Source organism: Vitiosangium sp. GDMCC 1.1324, assembly GCF_003044305.1.
In the GTDB taxonomy this organism is placed as follows: Bacteria; Myxococcota; Myxococcia; order Myxococcales; family Myxococcaceae; genus Archangium.
Genome location: NZ_PZOX01000028.1, coordinates 107,563 through 125,511 on the forward strand (window position 1 = coordinate 107,563; position 17,949 = coordinate 125,511).

The 17,949-nt window shown below is 68.6% G+C and carries 14 protein-coding genes; 11 read left to right on the forward strand and 3 right to left on the reverse strand.

The features are described from left to right. Positions 1-99 precede the first annotated feature (99 nt). Entirely contained in the window at positions 100-840 is a 741-nt protein-coding gene (gene kdsB / locus DAT35_RS49720) for a 3-deoxy-manno-octulosonate cytidylyltransferase (protein ID WP_108076410.1), read from the reverse strand. Between the two features lie 95 nt (positions 841-935). Here kdsB and wecB point away from each other — a divergent pair, with 95 nt between their 5' ends. Further along, complete coding sequence (gene wecB, locus DAT35_RS49725; protein ID WP_108076411.1) at positions 936-2,063, forward strand: non-hydrolyzing UDP-N-acetylglucosamine 2-epimerase; 1,128 nt, start codon at positions 936-938, stop codon at positions 2,061-2,063. Positions 2,064-2,069: 6 nt separating this feature from the next. Here the strand turns inward: wecB and DAT35_RS49730 are convergent, their stop codons facing one another. Next, positions 2,070-2,708, reverse strand: coding sequence for a DUF2378 family protein (locus DAT35_RS49730; protein ID WP_158502207.1), 639 nt, complete (start codon positions 2,706-2,708; stop codon positions 2,070-2,072). A 160-nt stretch (positions 2,709-2,868) separates the two neighbouring features. Between DAT35_RS49730 and DAT35_RS49735 the strand changes: the two genes are divergently transcribed. After that, positions 2,869-3,903, forward strand: coding sequence for an RluA family pseudouridine synthase (locus tag DAT35_RS49735; protein ID WP_108076413.1), 1,035 nt, complete (start codon positions 2,869-2,871; stop codon positions 3,901-3,903). Between the two features lie 33 nt (positions 3,904-3,936). Here DAT35_RS49735 and DAT35_RS49740 read toward each other — a convergent pair whose 3' ends face one another. Then, positions 3,937-7,821: a tetratricopeptide repeat protein gene (locus tag DAT35_RS49740; RefSeq protein ID WP_108076414.1), complete on the reverse strand. Its 3,885-nt coding sequence runs from the start codon at positions 7,819-7,821 to the stop codon at positions 3,937-3,939. 310 nt (positions 7,822-8,131) lie between these two features. Here DAT35_RS49740 and DAT35_RS49745 point away from each other — a divergent pair, with 310 nt between their 5' ends. The 9 genes from DAT35_RS49745 to DAT35_RS49785 all read left to right on the forward strand — a co-directional run bounded on the left by DAT35_RS49745 (position 8,132) and on the right by DAT35_RS49785 (position 17,938). Further along, the gene (locus DAT35_RS49745; RefSeq protein ID WP_158502208.1) at positions 8,132-10,000 is read left to right on the forward strand and encodes a RiPP maturation radical SAM C-methyltransferase; all 1,869 of its coding nucleotides are present in this window, start codon (positions 8,132-8,134) and stop codon (positions 9,998-10,000) included. A gap of 19 nt (positions 10,001-10,019) precedes the next feature. Next, positions 10,020-10,493, forward strand: a complete 474-nt coding sequence (locus DAT35_RS60280; RefSeq protein ID WP_199243247.1) for a hypothetical protein — start codon at positions 10,020-10,022, stop codon at positions 10,491-10,493. 378 nt (positions 10,494-10,871) lie between these two features. Then, positions 10,872-12,020, forward strand: coding sequence for a response regulator (locus DAT35_RS49755; protein WP_108076416.1), 1,149 nt, complete (start codon positions 10,872-10,874; stop codon positions 12,018-12,020). Positions 12,021-12,044: 24 nt separating this feature from the next. Continuing rightward, on the forward strand, positions 12,045-12,422 hold the full coding sequence (locus DAT35_RS49760; protein ID WP_108076417.1) for a response regulator: 378 nt from the start codon (positions 12,045-12,047) through the stop codon (positions 12,420-12,422). 32 nt (positions 12,423-12,454) lie between these two features. After that, positions 12,455-13,048 carry a GAF domain-containing protein gene (locus tag DAT35_RS49765; protein ID WP_108076418.1) on the forward strand — a complete coding sequence of 198 codons (594 nt, stop codon included), beginning with the start codon at positions 12,455-12,457 and terminating at the stop codon, positions 13,046-13,048. Continuing rightward, a complete protein-coding gene (locus tag DAT35_RS49770; protein WP_108076419.1) occupies positions 13,032-14,696 on the forward strand; it encodes a chemotaxis protein CheA in 1,665 nt (554 codons plus the stop codon). Before DAT35_RS49765 ends, DAT35_RS49770 begins: the two co-directional genes overlap by 17 nt. A gap of 52 nt (positions 14,697-14,748) precedes the next feature. Beyond that, positions 14,749-16,521, forward strand: coding sequence for a methyl-accepting chemotaxis protein (locus DAT35_RS49775; RefSeq protein ID WP_108076421.1), 1,773 nt, complete (start codon positions 14,749-14,751; stop codon positions 16,519-16,521). A gap of 12 nt (positions 16,522-16,533) precedes the next feature. Further along, positions 16,534-17,046, forward strand: a complete 513-nt coding sequence (locus DAT35_RS49780) for a chemotaxis protein CheW (protein WP_108076422.1) — start codon at positions 16,534-16,536, stop codon at positions 17,044-17,046. A gap of 4 nt (positions 17,047-17,050) precedes the next feature. Beyond that, positions 17,051-17,938 (forward strand): protein-glutamate O-methyltransferase CheR, encoded by an 888-nt coding sequence (locus DAT35_RS49785; protein ID WP_108076425.1) that lies wholly within the window; start codon positions 17,051-17,053, stop codon positions 17,936-17,938. Positions 17,939-17,949 lie beyond the last annotated feature (11 nt).

Below are 17,949 nucleotides of genomic sequence, written 5' to 3' on the forward strand. Positions count from 1 at the left end.
TCTTGGAGGCGTCGGGCTTCTGGGAGGCGTCGGACACGCGCGCAGACTAACCCGGGATGTGCCCCGCCGCATGTCTACCTGAAGGGCCAGGGGGCGGGCTCACCCGCCACGCATCGCCGCTTCCACCCGGGCCACGTCCTCGGGCACGTCCACCGCCACCGTACGTCCCGTCACCTTCCCGCAGCGGATCCGGATGCCGTGCTCCAGCGCTCGGAGTTGCTCCAACTTTTCCGCCTGCTCCATCGGCGTGGGGCTCAACTCCGCCAGCCGCAGCAGCGTCTCGCGCCGGTAGCCATACAGCCCCAGGTGCGCCCACCGCTTCACCGCTCCCTCCTCGCCCGGCTCGCGGATGAAGGGCACCGTGCTGCGGCTGAAGTAGAGCGCGTCCCCGTTCAGCGCCAGCACCGTCTTCACCACATGCGGGCTGTCCACCTCGGCTGCCTCCAGCGGGCGCACCAGCGTGCCCATCTCCACCGCCGGGTCCGTGAAGAGGCCCGCCAGTACCCGAAGTGAAGCCGGGTCCACCATCGGCTCGTCGCCCTGCACGTTCACCCACACGTCCACGTCCGGACGCGCCCGCGCCACCTCGGCCACCCGGTCCGTCCCCGTGGCGCACTCGGGCGACGTCATCACCGCCGTGCCTCCAAAGCGCGTCACCGTCTCCTGGATGCGCGCATCGTCGGTGGCCACCACCACCCCGTCGAAGACGCGCGCCTCCTGGCAGCGCCGCCAGACGTGCTCGATCATCGGACGGCCGGCAATGAGGGCCAGCGGCTTGCCGGGAAAGCGCGTGCTGGCATGGCGGGCGGGGATGACGGCGAAGGTGCGCGGTGCGGACATGGTGCCGCGCTGTCTATCAGATTCACGACGTTGCAATGCACCGGAGGGCCGAGGGCACTAGGCACCCGAGCGGCCATGCCTAGCTTCCCGCCACCATGAAGAAGGTTCTCCATATCGTCGGCGCGCGTCCCAACTTCATGAAGGTGGCTCCCATCCACCGGGCCATCTCCGAGCGAGGCTCGCTCTCGCAGAAGTTGGTGCACACCGGTCAGCACTACGACGTGAAGATGAGCGATGTCTTCTTCTCCGACCTGGGCATGCCCGCTCCGGATGCCCACCTCGGCGTCGGCTCGGGCAGCCACGCGGAGCAGACGGCCCGGGTGATGCTCGAGCTGGAGAAAGTGTTCGTCAGCGAGAAGCCGGATCTCGTCTCCGTGGTCGGCGACGTCAACAGCACCCTGTCCGCCGCGCTCGTGGCGGCGAAGATGGGCATCCCCCTCTCCCACGTGGAGGCGGGTCTGCGCAGCTTCGAGCGCACCATGCCCGAGGAGATCAACCGCATCCTCACCGACCGCGTCGCGGACCTGCTGCTCACGCCCTCGGCCGACGCGGACGCCAACCTCCTGCGTGAGGGGCTCGAGCCCGCGCGCATCCGGTTGGTGGGCAATGTGATGATCGACTCGCTCTTGTCCGCCCGGGACAGGGCCCTGCGTCTCCCGACGCTCCCGGACCTGGGCCTCACCCCTCGTGGCTACGCCGTGTGCACCCTGCACCGCGCCTCCAACGTGGATGACCCGACGGTGCTCGGTGGGTTGTTGTCCGCGCTCGGCCACGTGGCCAGCCGACTGCCCGTGGTGTTCCCCGTGCACCCGCGCACCCGCAAGCGCTTCGCGGAGATGGGCTTCGGTCCCACGCTCGAGCGCACCCCGGGCCTGCGCCTGGTGGACCCCATGGGTTACCTCGAGTTCCTCGCGCTCACCTCCCAGGCCCGGCTCGTCTTCACCGACTCCGGCGGCCTCCAGGAGGAGACCACCGTGCTCGGCATTCCCTGCCTCACCGTGCGCGACACCACCGAGCGCCCCATCACCGTGGATGTCGGCACCAACCTCGTGGTGGGCACCGACCCGGTCCGCATCCAGAACGCCGCGGATCGCATCCTCGATGGTTACGAGAAGAAGGGCCGCATTCCCGACCGGTGGGACGGACACACCGGCGAGCGGATCGCTCAGGTGTACGAGCAGTTCCTCGGAGTGGGGGAGGCGTCCCGGCTCGCGGCCGTGTAGGCGCTCCTACTGCCAGGAGATCTCATACTCGTTGGTGTTCGGCCCCACCGGCCACGAGCGCCCCTTCACGCCCTTCACCCTGGCGGCCTCGAACGTCGCCAGGATTCCCGCTTCCACGAACGGGCGGGGACTGAAGTCGCGCTTGACGGTGACGATGCCGCTCCACGGTCCCGTTCTCGTCACGGAGACCTCGACTCCACTCACCCCCACCTGGATGGCCCACGGCAGGCTGTTGATCAGCCGGTGCGGATTGTTCTGCACCAGCACCAGCAGCGTCCTCCCCGCCGTCGAGCCCAGGAAGTTCTCCGCCGCCTGCTGTCCCAAGCGCCGCATGGCCACCTCGAAGTCCTCGAGGTCACGGCTCTGCAGCCGGGCCGCCGTGTAGAGCAGGTCGAGGTACTTGCAGGCGGGATAGCTGAAGAAGTCCAGGAACTTCTTCTCCCCACTCGCCTCCAGGCAGCGCTGGACCGCGGAATCTCCTCCCTGGGTGCGTGCCACCTCCAGCACGGCGTTGAAGAGCACTCCGCGCATCGCAGCCGTCTCCGAGAGCATCGACTTCCGCCACCTCAGCTCCTCCTCGGAGCCGAGCCGCGGTTCGCTCGGAGCGGTGGTCTGGCCCACCTCGTGCTTGGCTTCCTCGGTCACGGCGGATGGATTCCATGTGGACCCCTCGGACGGCAAGGGGGGCATGTACGAATTCCCCTTTTCCAGCCCAGTCGTTCAACTCCTCGTCCCTTTGTCCGTGGAAGACGGCAGGACCCGGGGAGGAAGCGTTCCGCTCTCTGTGTTAAGCGGGGACGGCTTCATGAGCGCGAGAGAGCAGAGCGAGGAGACACCCACCCCCTTCGGCGAAGTGCCCGAGGGGTACGTCGACATCCCGTTCGTCGTCGAGCCGAACTATGCCGGCTGGCGGCTCGATCGCTACCTCGCCGAGAAGCTTCGCCGTCTGACGCGCGAGCGCCTTCACGGCATCATCCAGCGCGGCGTGCTGTGCGAGGAGCGCCGCCTCAAGTCCTCCACGCCCGTCTACCCGGGCCTCTGCTTCCGCATCCGCCGCCCCGTCAGCGCCGAGCCAGAGACTCCCACCGAGCTGCCCGTCCTCTTCCAGGATGACTGGCTGCTCGTGCTCGACAAGCCCGCCGGGCTGCCCATCCATCCCACCGCCCGCTACCACAAGGGCACACTCGTCTCCCTGCTGCGCGAGCGTTTCGGCGAGGCCTTCGCCGAGCCCGCCCACCGGCTGGACCGCGAGACGAGCGGCCTCGTCGTCTGCGGGCGCACCACCGAGTCCTGCCGCGTCCTCGGCCGCCTCTTCGTCTCCCGCGACGTGGACAAGGAGTACCTCGCTGTCTGCGAGGGTCATCCCCCCGGGGACACCTTCTTCGTGGACGCCCCCATCGCCGAGGGTACCGAGCTCATCCGCATCGCCGTGCGCATCGACCCCGTGGAGGGCAAGGAGAGCCGCACCCGCTTCCAGGTGCTCCAGCGCTTCTCCCGCGACGGCGAGCCCTTCTCCCTCCTGCGCTGCTACCCGGAGACGGGACGCCAACATCAGATTCGCATCCACCTGCGCGAGGCCGGCTTCCCCCTGGTGGGTGACAAGATGTACGGCCCCGACCCTGGCTACTTCGACCGCTTCAGCAAGCACTGTCTGGAGCCCGAGGCCTGGGTCCGCCTGCGTCTGCCGCGCCACGCCCTCCACGCCGCCCGCATCTCCTTCCCCCACCCGGGCACAGGGGAGAGCGTCGCCTTCGACTCGCCCCTGCCCGCGGACCTCCAGGACTTCATCGACGGACGGCCCCTCATCACGGGTCCCGCCTCCGAAGCGGACGCCGGGTGAGGGATACCGTGAGCCAGCAGCTCGAGCTCCCCCTCAGGGGACCGAGCCACTGAGGACGTCGGCCTTGCGCACGAAGCCCGCCAACCCCCGGGCCTGGGCCTCCGTTCGCAGTGCCTGCAGCCGCTGCGAGGCCAGGGGGCGCCGGCCCTGGGCCAGTTCCGCCTCCGCGAGCGCCAGCCTCGCCTCGTACTCCAGCAGGACGAGCCCCTTGCGGCGCGTCTCGGCCAGCACCGCCTCCAGCCGCTTCGCTGCCTCGCTCGGCCTGCCCTTCGCGGTGAGCACCCGCGCCGCCACCAGTGATGAGCCGAGCCGCGTCCGGGCATTCTGACTCCGGGCCGCGAGCACTTCCGCCCGGGCACTCGCCGCGTGGGCCTGCAGGGGCTGTTGCCGCGCCAGCTCCACCAGCGCCAGCGCGGTGTGGGCCTGGGCCTCTCCGTCCGGCAGCTTCAACCCGTGCAGCGTCTCCACCGCCGCGCGCAGCGGCTCGAGCCCTCTCTCCGGTCTGCCCTCCTCCACCGCGAGCAGCCCGAGGGCCACCTGCGTCTCGGCCACCTCGCTGCGGCCCTCCAGCTTCTGGCGCAGGCGCAGTGCCTCCTCGTACTGGGTGCGCGCCTGCTCGAGGTCTCCCTCCAGCAGCGCCACCGTCCCCGAGCCATGGAGGTGGTAGGCGGCATAGCGGTGGTCCTGCGTCTGCCCCGACAGCGCGAGCCCCTCCGCGTAGTGCTGCCGCGCCTGGGCCGGGTTTCCCTCCTCCAGCGCGACGTTGCCCAGCGTCCACAGCCCCATGATGAGGGCGTACCGGTAGCCCGTCTCCCGGCTCAGGCGCACTCCCTCCTCGCCTGGCGGACGCGCCCGGGTCAGCTCCCCACGCATCAGCCGCAGTTGGGCGAGGTTGGTCCTCGTCAGCCCCTCGTTGCGCCGGTCGTTGATCTCCTGCTCGAGCGCCAGCGCCTCCTCGAAGAGCGGCTCCGCCTGCGCCAGCTCGCCCTGCATGAGGAGGGTGTCGGCGATGTTCTGCATCACCACCGCCACGCCTCCCCGATGGTTGATCTCCTTCAAGATGCGCAGCGCCTCGTGGAAGACGCGCTTGGCCTCCTCGTAGTCGCCCTCCTCGTAGGCGACGTTGGCCAGGCGGTTGAGCGTCTGCCCCTCCGAGCCGGGGTCTCCGGCCTCGATGAAGATGCGGCGCGCCTCCTGGCAGGCGGCACTTGCCTCCTTGTGGTTTCCCAGGCGCAGGAGCGCGTTGCACTGGGCCAGACGGGCCCTCCCCACCAGCAGGCGAGAGCCGCGCGCCGTGCCCTTCTCCACCGCTCGGGCCGCCAGCGGCAGCACGCTCTTGTAGTCGGAGAGGCTGTGCCGCACCTGGGCCTCGGTGAGATCGATCCGCTCGTCCTCCGAGGCCGGCGGGGCCATGCGGCGCAGCGCCGCGAGCGTGGAGAGCGCATCGCGTCCCTGGCCCCCGGCGGATTGGGCACTCGCGAGCCGCAGGCCATAGTCGAGGTTGTCGGGAAAGAGGCTGGAGAGGGTGCGGTAGCCCTCCACCGTCTTCGCCCAGTCCTTCTCCATCTCGTGGACGCGGCCCTCCACCAGCAGCCGTTCCTCGCGGCTCAACCCCTCCGCGAGCGCGAGCGCCCTGCGGGCCTCCTCGAGGGCACGTGTGTCGTAGCCGAGCACCGCCCACGTCTCCGCCAGCGCGGAGTGGGCCAGGGCGAAGCGGGGATCCGCGTCGATGGCCTGCGTGAAGAAGTCGCGGGCCGCGAGCGGCTCATAGGCGCGCAGCCGGGCGAGGCCCTCGGCGTAGAGCCGGAGTGCTTTCGCGTTGGCGGGCAGCGCCGCCGTGGTGCGCCCGGCGTCCGCTTCCGCCATGCCATGCGTGACGAGCCTGCCTCGGAGCCGATCGCCCATGCGCGCGACGAGCTCGAGGATGCCAGCCTGCGTGCCGGTCTCCTTGAGGATGGCCACCTCCTCACCCGTGGTGGCGTCCTGCAGCCGCAACTGGAGGCTGAGCTGGCCTCCCGTCTCCTCGGGCAGCGCCAGGTACGAGCCGAGCACCACGAAGTCCGCGCCCAGGTGCGTGCGGATGCGCGAGAGCGTGTCCGGCGCCAGACTGTCGCTGTCGGCCAGGGACAGCTCGCGCTTCATCCGGACGACGGTCTCGCCCGCCACCATGCGTAGGTCCTCTCCCGCGGCGAGCTCGGCGGTGAGCATCTCGGAGAAGGCCGTGGACAGCCACGCCGCTTCCTGCCGTCCGGACAGGTTCTTGAATCCGAGCACCGCCACCGAGCGGCGCGGCTTCACCTGCCGGGACTCCGGAGTCGAAGACGTTGGGAGCTCCCACCGTGCCCAGTAGCCGGCCCCTGCCGCGAGCACCAGCGCGCACAGCGCGAGCAGCACCGCTCGCAGCCGCTGGCCCCGTTTGGGTCCGGGCACCGCGGGGATGGAGGGCATCGACTGGCTGGAGAGGGTGACGCGCCGGGCCTTGGCCGTGTCCATGGGCGGCACCAGCGGCGATTTGCCCGGCAGGCCCACCTCGCACACCTCCACGGGCTCCTCCACCCCGGCCAGCAGGTAGAAACCATGGGCACGCCAGGCCAGCTCGGGCCCCTCCCCGAGCGTGCCCACGAAGGCGCGGCGGGCCATGTCGAAGGCGGCGCGCGTCATCAGCGTCTGCCCGGCCAGCGCGAGCGGCATGATGCGGGCGGCGATCAGCTTGGTGAGCCCCTCCACGTCCACGGGTTTGGCGCCCCGGGCCACCAGGTGGGGAGGGTTCTCGCGCAGCACCACCTCACCCAGGTGGATGCCTGCCCGGGCCTCGAGCCGCACCCCCTCCCGCGACAGCAGGGCGAGCCGCTCGTGATAGGCGAGCGCGTAGCGGGTGGCATCCACCGGTCGCTCGAAGAGCAACAGGAAGCCGTCGGTCTTGTCGATCTCCTGCCCGCCGTGGTGGTGCAGCAGCTCGCGGGCGAGCTGGTCGTGACGGGCGAAGAGGTCGGCGGCGCGGGCATCCCCCAGGGTCTCGACGAGCCGGGTGCTCTCGACGAGGTCCACCAGCAGCACGGTGCGGATGGCGACGCTCGGCTCGTCGAGTGGAAGGAGCACGCGGCTGGGCTGCACGAGCGTGCGGACCACCTCGCGGGCGCTGGTGAAGCGCTTGCGCGGAAGCGGATCCAGACAACGGCGGATCACCACCTCCCAGCGGTGGGGCAGTCCCAGGCCCGCCGCGGGAGTGAGCGTGCCGCGGCGCAGCAGCTCGAACAGGGCCACCGCCTCGGAGTCCGGAGAGGACAGGGCACCCGCGAGCAGCTCGAGCAGGACGAGCCCCAGGGAGTAGAGGTCCGACGCGGTCGTGGGAGCGGAGCCCTGGCGCCGCTCGGGCGCCAGATGCGGGGCCGTGACCGGTGGGTTCCCGGCATCCCACGCCCACATGGGGTCGACGAGCACGGCGCGCGGTCCCTCCGGCCCTGGGACGAGCATCACCCGGGCGCTCCGGAAGTCGCCGTGAACGAGACCCGCGTCGTGCAGCGCGGCCAGTCCCTCGCAGATCTGCCGCGCCAGCGGGAGGGCCTCCTGGGGCGTCAGCGGGCCTTGCTGGCACAGCCGTTGTTCCAGGTTCTCGCCCTCGAGCAGCTCCGTGGCCAGGAAGGGCAGCTCCACTCCGGAGGCGTCCTCGGCATGGCGGCCCACGTCCAGGATGCGCTGCACGTGAGGATTCACCACGTCTCGAGCCCGGTGCAGCTCGCGCTCGATGCGCTCCATCGCCTCCGGGTACATGGCGCTCGTGCGGACGATCTTCAATGCGACGCGCTGCTCGCGCTGCACATCGAGCGCCTCGAACGTCTCGTCTCGCCCTGCCAGAGCGATGGACCGCAGGAGCTTGTAGCGGCCCACGAAGAGCCGCTCGCTGCCAGATTGGGTCATCGGAACCCTTCCGGACGCCGAGTCGCGGCGGATTGTGCCACACGCGCCATCCAGAGGAGTCCGCCAGGTCACTTCGGAGATGGGGAGCCAAATCCCTACACGGGGCGGGAACGGTCTGGGTGGAATTCCACTGCGGATGGACTGGAGAGGACTGGCCTCAACAGGTCATGCGCACGCGGAGTACGCACGCCCGCGCCCGTGCGCATCGAGTCGGTGGGGCCCCGGGCGTGAGCAGATGCTTGGGAGGAGATGCCATACGTATCGCCACGCATTGGCCGGCCCAGAAAGGCGCCCCTATGCTTCGCGGTCCATGAAGGTCGCCCTGGTCGTGATGCCACTAGCGGCGGTCCACCGCCCGAGCCTCGCCGCGGGGCTGCTGCAGGCCTCGCTGAAGGCGCGGGGCCTCGAGTGCCACACCAAATACTTCAACGTCACCCTCTGGAAGATGCTGGGGGCTGGCTCCTATCGCTTCTTCTGCCATGAGGCGCCCATGACGGCGCTGGCAGGGGAGTGGGCCTTCGCGCAGGCCTTCCACGGACGCCGCGAGGGCGCACGCGAGGCCTACGCGCGCGAGGTGCTGGATCACCCGGTGTGGGGAATGCCGCTCGCCCAGCGCGAGCACGTGTGGGCGCTGGAGGAGGTGGCGCCGGCGTTCCTGCGCGTCGCCTTCGAGTCCTGCGATTGGGGCCAGTACGACCTGGTGGGCTTCACCAGCACCTTCGAGCAGACGATGCCCTCGCTGTGCCTCGCGCGGATGATTCGCGAGCGCTACCCCCGGGTGAAGCTGGTGGCAGGCGGCGCCAACTTCGAGGCGGCCATGGGCCGGCAGTACATGGAGCGCTTCGGGTTCCTCGACTACGTGGCCACGGGCGAGGCGGATGTCTCCTTCCCCCAGCTCTGCGAGCACCTGCGGGATGGCCGTGAGGAGGTGCCCCCGGGCTTCCTCTACCGGGAGGGCGGGGCGGTGCGCGAGTCTCCCCGGCGCAAGGAGCCGGGCTACGCCAACCTCGACGGCCTGCCCACGCCGGACTACGAGGACTTCTTCCGCCTGGTGCGCACGAGCGCGCCCGAGCTGATGGCCGGGATGTGGCTGCCCCTGGAGGCCTCGCGGGGCTGCTGGTGGGGCGAGCACTCCCACTGCACCTTCTGCGGCCTCAATGGCGAGGCGATGACCTTCCGCCGCAAGAGCTGGCGGCGCGTGGTGGACGAGCTGGAGGAGGTGGGCCAGCGCCACGGAGCCGCGCCGGTGCAGTACGCCGACAACATCCTGGCGATGGACTACTTCAAGGAACTGCTCCCCCACTGGGCGGGCCAGCCCGAGCGCACGGAGAAGTTCTTCGAGATCAAATCCAATCTCAAACGCCGCCAGGTGCGTCTGCTGCGTGAGGCGGGCATCACCCGCGTGCAGGCCGGTGTGGAGACGCTGGCGGACGGGACGCTCAAGGTGATGCGCAAGGGTGTGTCGGGCGCGCAGAACGTGGCGCTGCTGCGCTGGTGCCAGGAGTTGGGCGTGGACTCGCTCTGGAACGTCATCTACGGCTTCCCCCGCGAGGACCCGGACGACTACGCGCGGACGCTCTCCCTGCTCCAGAAGCTGGCGCACCTGCGGCCACCGGACATCTGCTCGCCCATCCGCATGGACCGCTTCAGTCCCAACCACTCGGGCTGGCGGGAGCAGGGCTTCACCCGCATCTCGCCCATGCCCGCCTACCGGCACGTCTTCCCCTTCCCGGAGGAGACGCTCCACGAGCTGGCCTACTACTTCGACTACGAGCACCCGCGCTTCGACGAGGTGCTCACGCGGGGTGCGACGCTCCAGTCCTTCATCCTCCAGTGGCAGGAGCGCCACCGGCGGCGCGAGAACGGCGAGCTCTGCGTGAAGCCACATTGGCAGGGAGGCTTCGTCCTCGTCGACAGCCGCTTCAACGTCACACCCTCCAGCGAGCGTCTGGCCCAGGCCACGGTGTCGCTGCTGCTGGCGTGTGACGCACCCACCTCGCGCGAGCAGGCGCTGCGGATGGCGGCCGAGGACACCGGGGCTCCGGCTCCCGAGGCACTGGAGCGGGAGCTGGCCCGGCTGCTCGAACGGGGCATCATCGCCCACCTGGGCTCGCTGCTGGTGACACTGGCGATGCTTCCGGAAGGACTGAGGACCGAGCGGCTCGCGAGAGCCCACTGACAACGAAGAAGGAGGGGTGATGTCGAAGCAGATGAGATACCTGCTGACGGTCGACCCGGCGACGGGGGCGGCCGTGAAGTTGGAGCGCCTGGGTGAAGCGGGAGACCTGACCGAGGTGCCCCTGAGCACACTCGCGATAGCGCCCACGGCCGCGCAGGCCGCACCGCCCGCGCCCCAGTCGCTGGTCATCAACATCTACATGGGGGGCCCTCAGCAGGCGGCGCCGCTCTCCATTTCTCTACCGGGGCTCATCGGGCCTGGGGGACCCGGAGGACCCGCGCCGAATGTAATGCTCGCCGGACCCGGTGGACCCGGTGGACCTGCGCCGAGTGTGACGCTCGCTGGGCCCGGTGGACCCGGAGTGCCCGGAGGACCCGCGCCGAGTGTGACGCTCGCTGGACCTGGAGGGCCCGGAGGACCCGCGCCGGCTACGACACTCGCCGGACCCGGTGGCCCGGGGGGGCCTGGTGGTGGCGAGGGGAGCTCGCGGTAGGCTGTCCGTGTAGACCCAGACCCCACCACCGCGACCCGGAGGCTGCAGACGCTCCGCTCCTTGGTGTCCGGTCATACCGACCACATCGAGGAGCGGCCGCCCGGGCGAGCGCGTGCAGCGCCCACCTGGAGAACAGGGGCGGGCTCTTGCCGAGGATCGTCCCAATGCCAGACAGACGGGCCGTGCCCTGGATGGTATTGCTTCCTCGTATGTCTTTCTGTCGAGCGTCGGTGGTTTGACATCGAAAAGGAAGCCTGCCATCAGTCCGGCGGAATGTCGTGACTCCTTGGGGGAGCTGCCTCGGTCTGGGTGTGGACTCGGCGTAGACTCAGGGTGATTCCCTTCGGGCGAGGCCATGAATAGGGGCCGATACGGGCCATGAGCAGGAGCGGCGAAGTCATCCTCATCGAGGGCGCGAGTCCTTTCCGGATGCTGACCGTCCAGGCGATCCAGGCTGCGCGCTGTGAGTGCGTCGCCGTCAGTGATCTCGCCGAGGCGCGGGCCCAGGTGAGCAGGGCTCGTCCGGCCATGCTCGTGTTCGACTGCTCCTCCTTCATGCCGGCCGATGAGCGGACCCTCCTCCAGCTCCAGGAGTTGCGGCAGATAGCGGGGGCACCCCTCGTCCTCCTGGCCACCCTGGAGACGCCGACCGAGTTCATCGAGAGCCTCAGCCAGGTGGGAGCGGATGACTACCTGCTCAAGCCGCTGCGGTCCCACCAGCTCCAGTCGCGTCTCGAGGCGACGTCCGTCTCCACGCCCCTCACCTCCAGCCTCATCGGACGCCTGGGTCCCAAAACCGTCTCCCTCGTGCATGGGCGGCAGAGCTTCGCCCTGCGCACGGGAGAGCTGCTCGAGTACAGCGGCTACCACGTGCGCTACAGCTCGATCGACGATGAGCTCGCGCCGAGGGGCGAGCCGGGCATCGACCTGCACATCCTCTGCGCCGGGTCCCGCGAGGAGCTCACCCGGGTGTTCCAGAAACTCCTCTCCTTGGAGCCGCCTCGGGGGATACGTCTGGGGTCGCGCTGGTTCCTCATGTGCCCCGGGGGGCCCGGTCCGCTCGACCCGGCCCCCGGCGGGACGTTGGTGGCCGGCTTCGACATGGCCCAGGTCCATCCCGAGCACATCGTCCAGAAGGCCAACGCCTGGTTCTCCAAGGCCAGCAACTCCCTCCAGCCCGAGGCGCGGGTGCCCTTCTTCTGCCCCGTCGAGTACCGCGAGGCGGGCAACCTCTTCGGCAGTTGGAACTCCTGCTTCTCCTATGACCTCAGCCCCGGGGGCATCTTCCTGCGCACGCTCGTGCCGGCGCGTCCGGGGTCCGCCGTGGAGTTGAAGATCCACCTGACCACCCTGCGCACGGAGCTGCTGGGCTCGGGGGTGGTGGCCTGGGCCAATACCTATTCTCACCGGAAGGCCTTCTCCTGTCCGATTGGCATGGGAGTTCAATTTCTCGGGATGAGCCCCAAGGGCCTCGCACTGCTGCGCGAGGTGTGCGGGGTGGATCCCACCGTGCGCAAGCCGGATTGAGCGGCTCGCGCAACCTGGAGAACCGTGACGAAGACGCGAAAGAAGATCCTCCTCGTGGATGATTCGAACACCGTCCTCCTCATGCACCGGATGATGCTGAGTGGCGGCAGCTATGAGCTGTTGATCGCCCGCAATGGTGTGGAGGCAGTGGACCTGGCGCTCCGTGAGCGGCCCGATCTCATCTTCATGGATGTGATGATGCCGCAGATGGATGGCCTCCAGGCGTGCAAGCAGATCCGCGCGAACCCGGACATGAAATCCACGCCCATCATCATGGTCACCACCCGTGGCGAGCCGCACAACGTGCAGGCGGGCTACGAGAGCGGTTGCACCGAGTACATCACCAAGCCGTTCGACAAGAGCGAGCTGATGAAGAAGCTGCGCAACCACCTCGGCGAGTAGACGTCGGCATCCGCGAGACCCACGCCCACCACATGATCCGGAGCATCGAAAAGAATCTGGGAGAGCTGCGGTCGGAGAACGCGGCCCTGCGAATTCAGGTGGCCACCCTGAGAGCAGAGCTCTCCGACACGGAGGCGCAGATGACGAATCTGATCAACCTCTGCGTGGCCAGCCACCGGCTCCACGAGACCTGCGACCGGCGGGAACTGTTCGATGTCCTCCGGGAGATCATCAACAACATCGTTGGCTCCGAGGAACTGGGCATCTTCGAGCTCGATCGGGCGCGCTCGGCGTTGTCCCTGGTATACTCGATGGGCATCGAGCCGGAGAGATTCCAGTGCCTCTCCCTGGGCTCCGGTGTCATCGGCCACACGGCCCTCACCGGGGAACTCTTCATCGCGAGTGATGGCGCCAGGTCCCCGGCCGCCGGGAACGAGACGGGCCTGACCGCCTGCATCCCTCTTCGCTTCTGCAACCGCATCTGGGGCGTCATCGCCATCTTCGGAATGCTGCCGCAGAAGCCAGCGCTGAAAGATCAGGACCGGGAGCTCTTCGCTCTGCTGGAGAAGCAGGCCGGCCTCGTCCTGGCCACCTCCGAGACACACCCTGATGGAAATCGATCATGACGCGCTGCTGAAGGCCTTCCTCATCGAGTGCGATGAGCTCTTCTCCCTCATGGAAGAGGAGCTGGTGGGCCTGGAGCAGCAGCCGGCCCAGCCGGAGCGATTGCAGACCATCTTCCGCGCGGCGCATACCCTCAAGGGTAACGCCATGTGCCTGGATCTCCCCGCCTTCGTGGAGTTCGCTCACGGAGTCGAGGATCTCCTCGAACGCCTGCGCACGGAGGAGGTGGCCGTGTCGCAGGAGGTCGTGTCACTCCTGCTCTCGGCCGTGGATGCGATGCGGGAGCTGCGGAGCCAGTCCTCCGGCGGGCAGGTGGTGCTGACAGTCGAGCAGCAGAGCCTGATGCAGCTCATGAGCCGGTGGGCCCGGAAGGAGTCCGCGGACGGCGAACCGGCCGCCAGCGCGAAGGTCTCCTCCTCGAGCCCTCCCCCCGAACAGCCCGGCCGCAAGCTCCTGGCCGAGGAGGAGCGGGCCAGGAACCTCCGCGTGGGCATCAACAAGCTCGACCGGATGGTGGACCTCATCGGAGAGCTCTCCATCGCCCAGGGCGGCGTGACGGCCATGCTCGAGGGAGAGCGGTGGCGATCGCGCGAGGAGCTGCTCGAGGCGAACCGCGCGAGCGAGCGTCTCCTACGCGAGCTCCAGGAGCTGGTCATGAAGGTGCGGATGGTGCCGCTCGGCCCCACCTTCCGCAGCTACGCACGCACCGTTCGCGACCTGGCGACCGAACAGGACAAGCAGGTCGAGCTCGTCTTCGAGGGCGAGGACGTGGAGATGGACACCGCGGTGGTCGACAACGTGCGCGATCCGCTGATGCACATGATCCGCAACGCCATCGACCACGGCATCGAATCTCCCGCCGTCCGCAGGCAGCGGGGCAAGCCGGAGCTCGCGCAGCTCAAGCTCCGCGCCTCCCATGATTCCGGCAACATCCTCATCGAGGTCATTGATGACGGGGCGGGTCTGGACACGGCCCGGATCATCGAGCGCGCCCGCGCGCTCGGTCTCTCCCGGGAGCCCGAGACGCTCTCGGAAGGGGAGCTCTTCTCGCTGATCTTCGCGCCGGGCTTCTCCACCGCGCAGGAGGTGACCTCCACGTCCGGCCGGGGCGTGGGGATGGACGTGGTGCGCCGCAACGTGGAGGCCCTGCGGGGCAAGGTCACCGTCCAGAGCCGCGAGGGCCGCGGTGTCACGGTCACCCTCCGGCTCCCGCTCACGTTCGCCATCATCGATGGGTTCCTGGTGGGCGTTGGTTCGGAGACGTACGTCGTCCCGCTCGATGCCGTCCACGAGTGTGTCGAGCTGCCCGAGAGCGCGCGGGGACAGGCCGAGGATCGCGATGGCGTGCTGAATCTACGCGGCGAGCCCATTCCCTTCCTCCGGCTGCGCCACCTCTTCGCTCATGGCTCGAAGGCCCCGCCGCGCGAGAGCATGGTCATCGTCCAGTACCAGCAGGGCAAGGTGGGCCTGGTCGTGGACACCCTCCACGGTGAGAGCCAGACGGTCATCAAGCCTCTGGGGACCCTGTTCAAGGACCTCCCCTGCATCTCCGGCGCGAGCATCCTCGGCAACGGGCGGATCGCGCTGATCCTCGACGACGCCGCTCTCCTCCGAGAGGCCACCCGCTCGACGCCACCTGAAGTGCCGTGAAGCAGCCGCGTCTACAGGGGGCGCGGTCACTCAAGCAGTTGAGGAGAAGTGGATGTTGAAGAACATGAGGATTGCCACGCGCCTGTTCCTGGTGCTGGGCCTGTTGTCCGCGCTGCTTGTCGCGATCGGGATGTTCGGTCTCAGGGGGATGGAGACCACGAGCGCCGGGCTCGAGAGCGTCTATGTGAACCAGGTCGTCCCGCTCAAGCAGCTCAAGGAGGTCGCCGACCTCTACACGATGCAGGTGATTGATCCCGCCCACAAGGTCCGCAACGGGAACATGAGCTGGGCGGAGGCCCGCCGGATCCTGGATGATACCCCCCGCCTCATCGCGGAGAACTGGGAGGCCTACGCGAGCTCCAAGATGATCGACGAGGAGAAGCGGCTCTACACCCAGTCCAAGCCCGAGTTCTTGAAGGCCGATGCCGCGGTGGAGCGGCTCCGGCAGATCCTCAAGGCCGAGAACCAGGAAGCGCTCACGAAGTTCGTCGTGGAGGAGATGTATCCCGCGATCGAACCGGTGACCCATGTGCTGGACCAGCTCGTCGATATCCAGCTCGAGGTCGCGGAGAAGGAGTACCAGGAGGCGGCGCGGCTCTATGAGTCGACGCGCAACACGACCCTCATGGTGATCGTCCTGGGCGTCGTGCTGGCCATCTTCTATGGCGTCTTCACCATCCGGAGCATCACGCGCCCGTTGGGGGTCGCCGTGGATGCGGCCCGCAAGGTCTCCGAGGGGAATGTCACCTTGAAGCTCGACGGGGAGACCTCCACGGATGAGCCCGGACAGCTCCTCAGTGCCATGCGCGACATGCTCCGCACGCAGCGGGAGATCGCGACCGTCGCGGACAAGATCGCCTCGGGGGACCTCACCGTCAACGTCAAGCCCCGCTCGGAGGAGGACGCGCTCGGCCTGGCGTTCTCGTCCATGGTCGAGAAGCTCTACCGCACCATCAGCGAGGTGCGCGCCGCGGCCAACGCCCTGGCCTCCGCGTCCGCGCAGGTCTCCGCGACCTCCCAGAGCCTCTCCCAGGGTACGAGCGAGCAGGCGGCTTCCGTGGAGGAGACCACCTCCAGCCTGGAGCAGATGAGCGCCACCATCACCCAGAACGCCGAGAACAGCCAGCAGATGGAGCAGATGGCCGTGAAGGGCGCCCGGGATGCCGAGGAGAGTGGCAAGGCGGTGGTCGGCACCGTGGATGCGATGAAGTCCATCACCGCGAAGGTGTCCATCATCGAGGACATCGCCTACCAGACGAACCTGCTGGCGTTGAACGCCGCCATCGAAGCGGCCCGGGCCGGAGAGCACGGCAAGGGCTTCGCCGTGGTGGCCATGGAGATCCGCAAGCTGGCCGAGCGCAGCCAAGCGGCCGCCAATGAGATCAGCGAGCGGGCCACGGAGAGCCTCAAGACGGCCGATCGCTCGGGGAACCTGCTCAACGAGCTCGTTCCCTCCATCCGCAAGACGGCGGAGCTCGTCCAGGAGGTGGCGGCGGCCTCGCGCGAACAGTCCTCCGGCGTCTCGCAGATCAGCAAGGCCATGAGCCAGGTGGATCAGGTCACCCAGCGCAATGCGTCCGCCTCCGAGGAGCTCTCCTCCACCGCCGAGGAGATGGCCTCGCAAGCCGAGTCCCTGCAGCAGTTGGTGGGCTTCTTCCGCGTGGGCAACGAGGGCAATGGCTCTCGTGCTCAGGGCTTCGTGCGGCATGCCGCCGCCCAGCCCCCGCGCAATGTCATGGCACAAGGCGTCGCGCCCTTCGTCCCGAAGCGCCAGGGCGCGGGTTCCGCTGAAACCAGAACCGAGCAGGACTTCGAGCAGTTCTAGCCGAGGCCGACCATGAACACCGGCTCATCCACTTCCGAGCAGAAGCAGTACCTGACGTTCCATGTCAGTGGTGAGGAGTTCGCCATCGGCGTCCTCCAGGTGAAGGAGATCATCCCGTACGAGCAGCCCACCCGCGTTCCAGGGATGCCGCATTTCGTCCGGGGGGTCATCAACCTGCGGGGCAGTGTGGTCCCCGTCATCGACCTGGCGCTGCGGCTGGGCATGCCCGACAGCGGAGTCCACAAGCGTGCCTGCATCGTCATCGCGGAGGTGAAGGCAGAGGGGGAGCGGCTCGTCATGGGCGTGAAGGTCGACTCGGTCGATCAGGTGCTCGCGCTCGCGCCCCAGGACATCGAGCCTCCTCCCGCCTTCGGCACCCAGGTCCGCGCGGATTACCTGGTGGGGCTCGGGAAGCTGGGCCAGCGCTTCGCCCTGCTGCTGGACCTGGACCGCGTACTCGTCGTGCAGGAGCTCATGGGAGCGCTCGAGGGCGTGGAGCAGCCCGCGCGGACTCCGGGCGGGTGAGACGATGCTCGGCGATCGGGAGTTCTCCCTCTTCCAGGAGCTCATCTACCGCCATGCGGGCATCCATCTCTCGGATGCCAAGAAGGCGCTCCTGGAGGGGCGGCTCACCCGGCGTCTCCGCGAGCTGGGTCTCAGGAGCTTCACGGACTACTACCGGTACGTGACGCAGGAGGAGCACGAGGAGGAGCGGGTGCGGATGCTCGACTGCATCAGCACGAATGAGACCCGCTTCTTCCGCGAGCCCTCCCACTTCCGGCTGCTCGAGGAACAGGTGATTCCGCGGTGGCTCGCGCAGGCCTCCGCGGGACGGCGGGACAAGCGGCTCCGCGTCTGGAGCGCGGGATGCTCGACGGGGGAGGAGCCCTACTCCCTGGCCATGTTGTTGCTCGACCACTGTTCCCCCTCACAGGGGTGGGAGATTGAAATCGTGGCGACGGACCTCTCCTCCCGCGTCCTGGAGCAGGCCCGCGCGGGACTCTGGCCCATCCAGAGGGCCGAGGAGATTCCGAAGTGCTACCTCGAGGCCTTCATGCTCAAGGGGGTCCGCTCCCAGGCGGGGCTGATGAAGGCCGGCGCCGCGCTCCGCTCCGTGGTCAGGTTCCACCGTCTCAACCTCAATGACGAGGCCTATCCGGTCAGCGGCTCTTTCGAGCTCATCTTCTGCCGGAACGTCCTCATCTACTTCGACACCCGGTCCAAGGCGGCGACGTTGAAGAAGCTGTTGCGCTACCTCACCCCCGAGGGACTGTTCTTCCTCGGACATGCGGAGAGCCTCAGTGGTTTCACCGACGAGGTACGCGGTATCCATCCCACTGTCTACGCTCGTCGTCAGGCTCAGAGCGTGTATGCCCCTCCCGAGGGCACGAAGCGTGTGGGTTCCCCCGTCGGGTAGCTGGAGGAGAA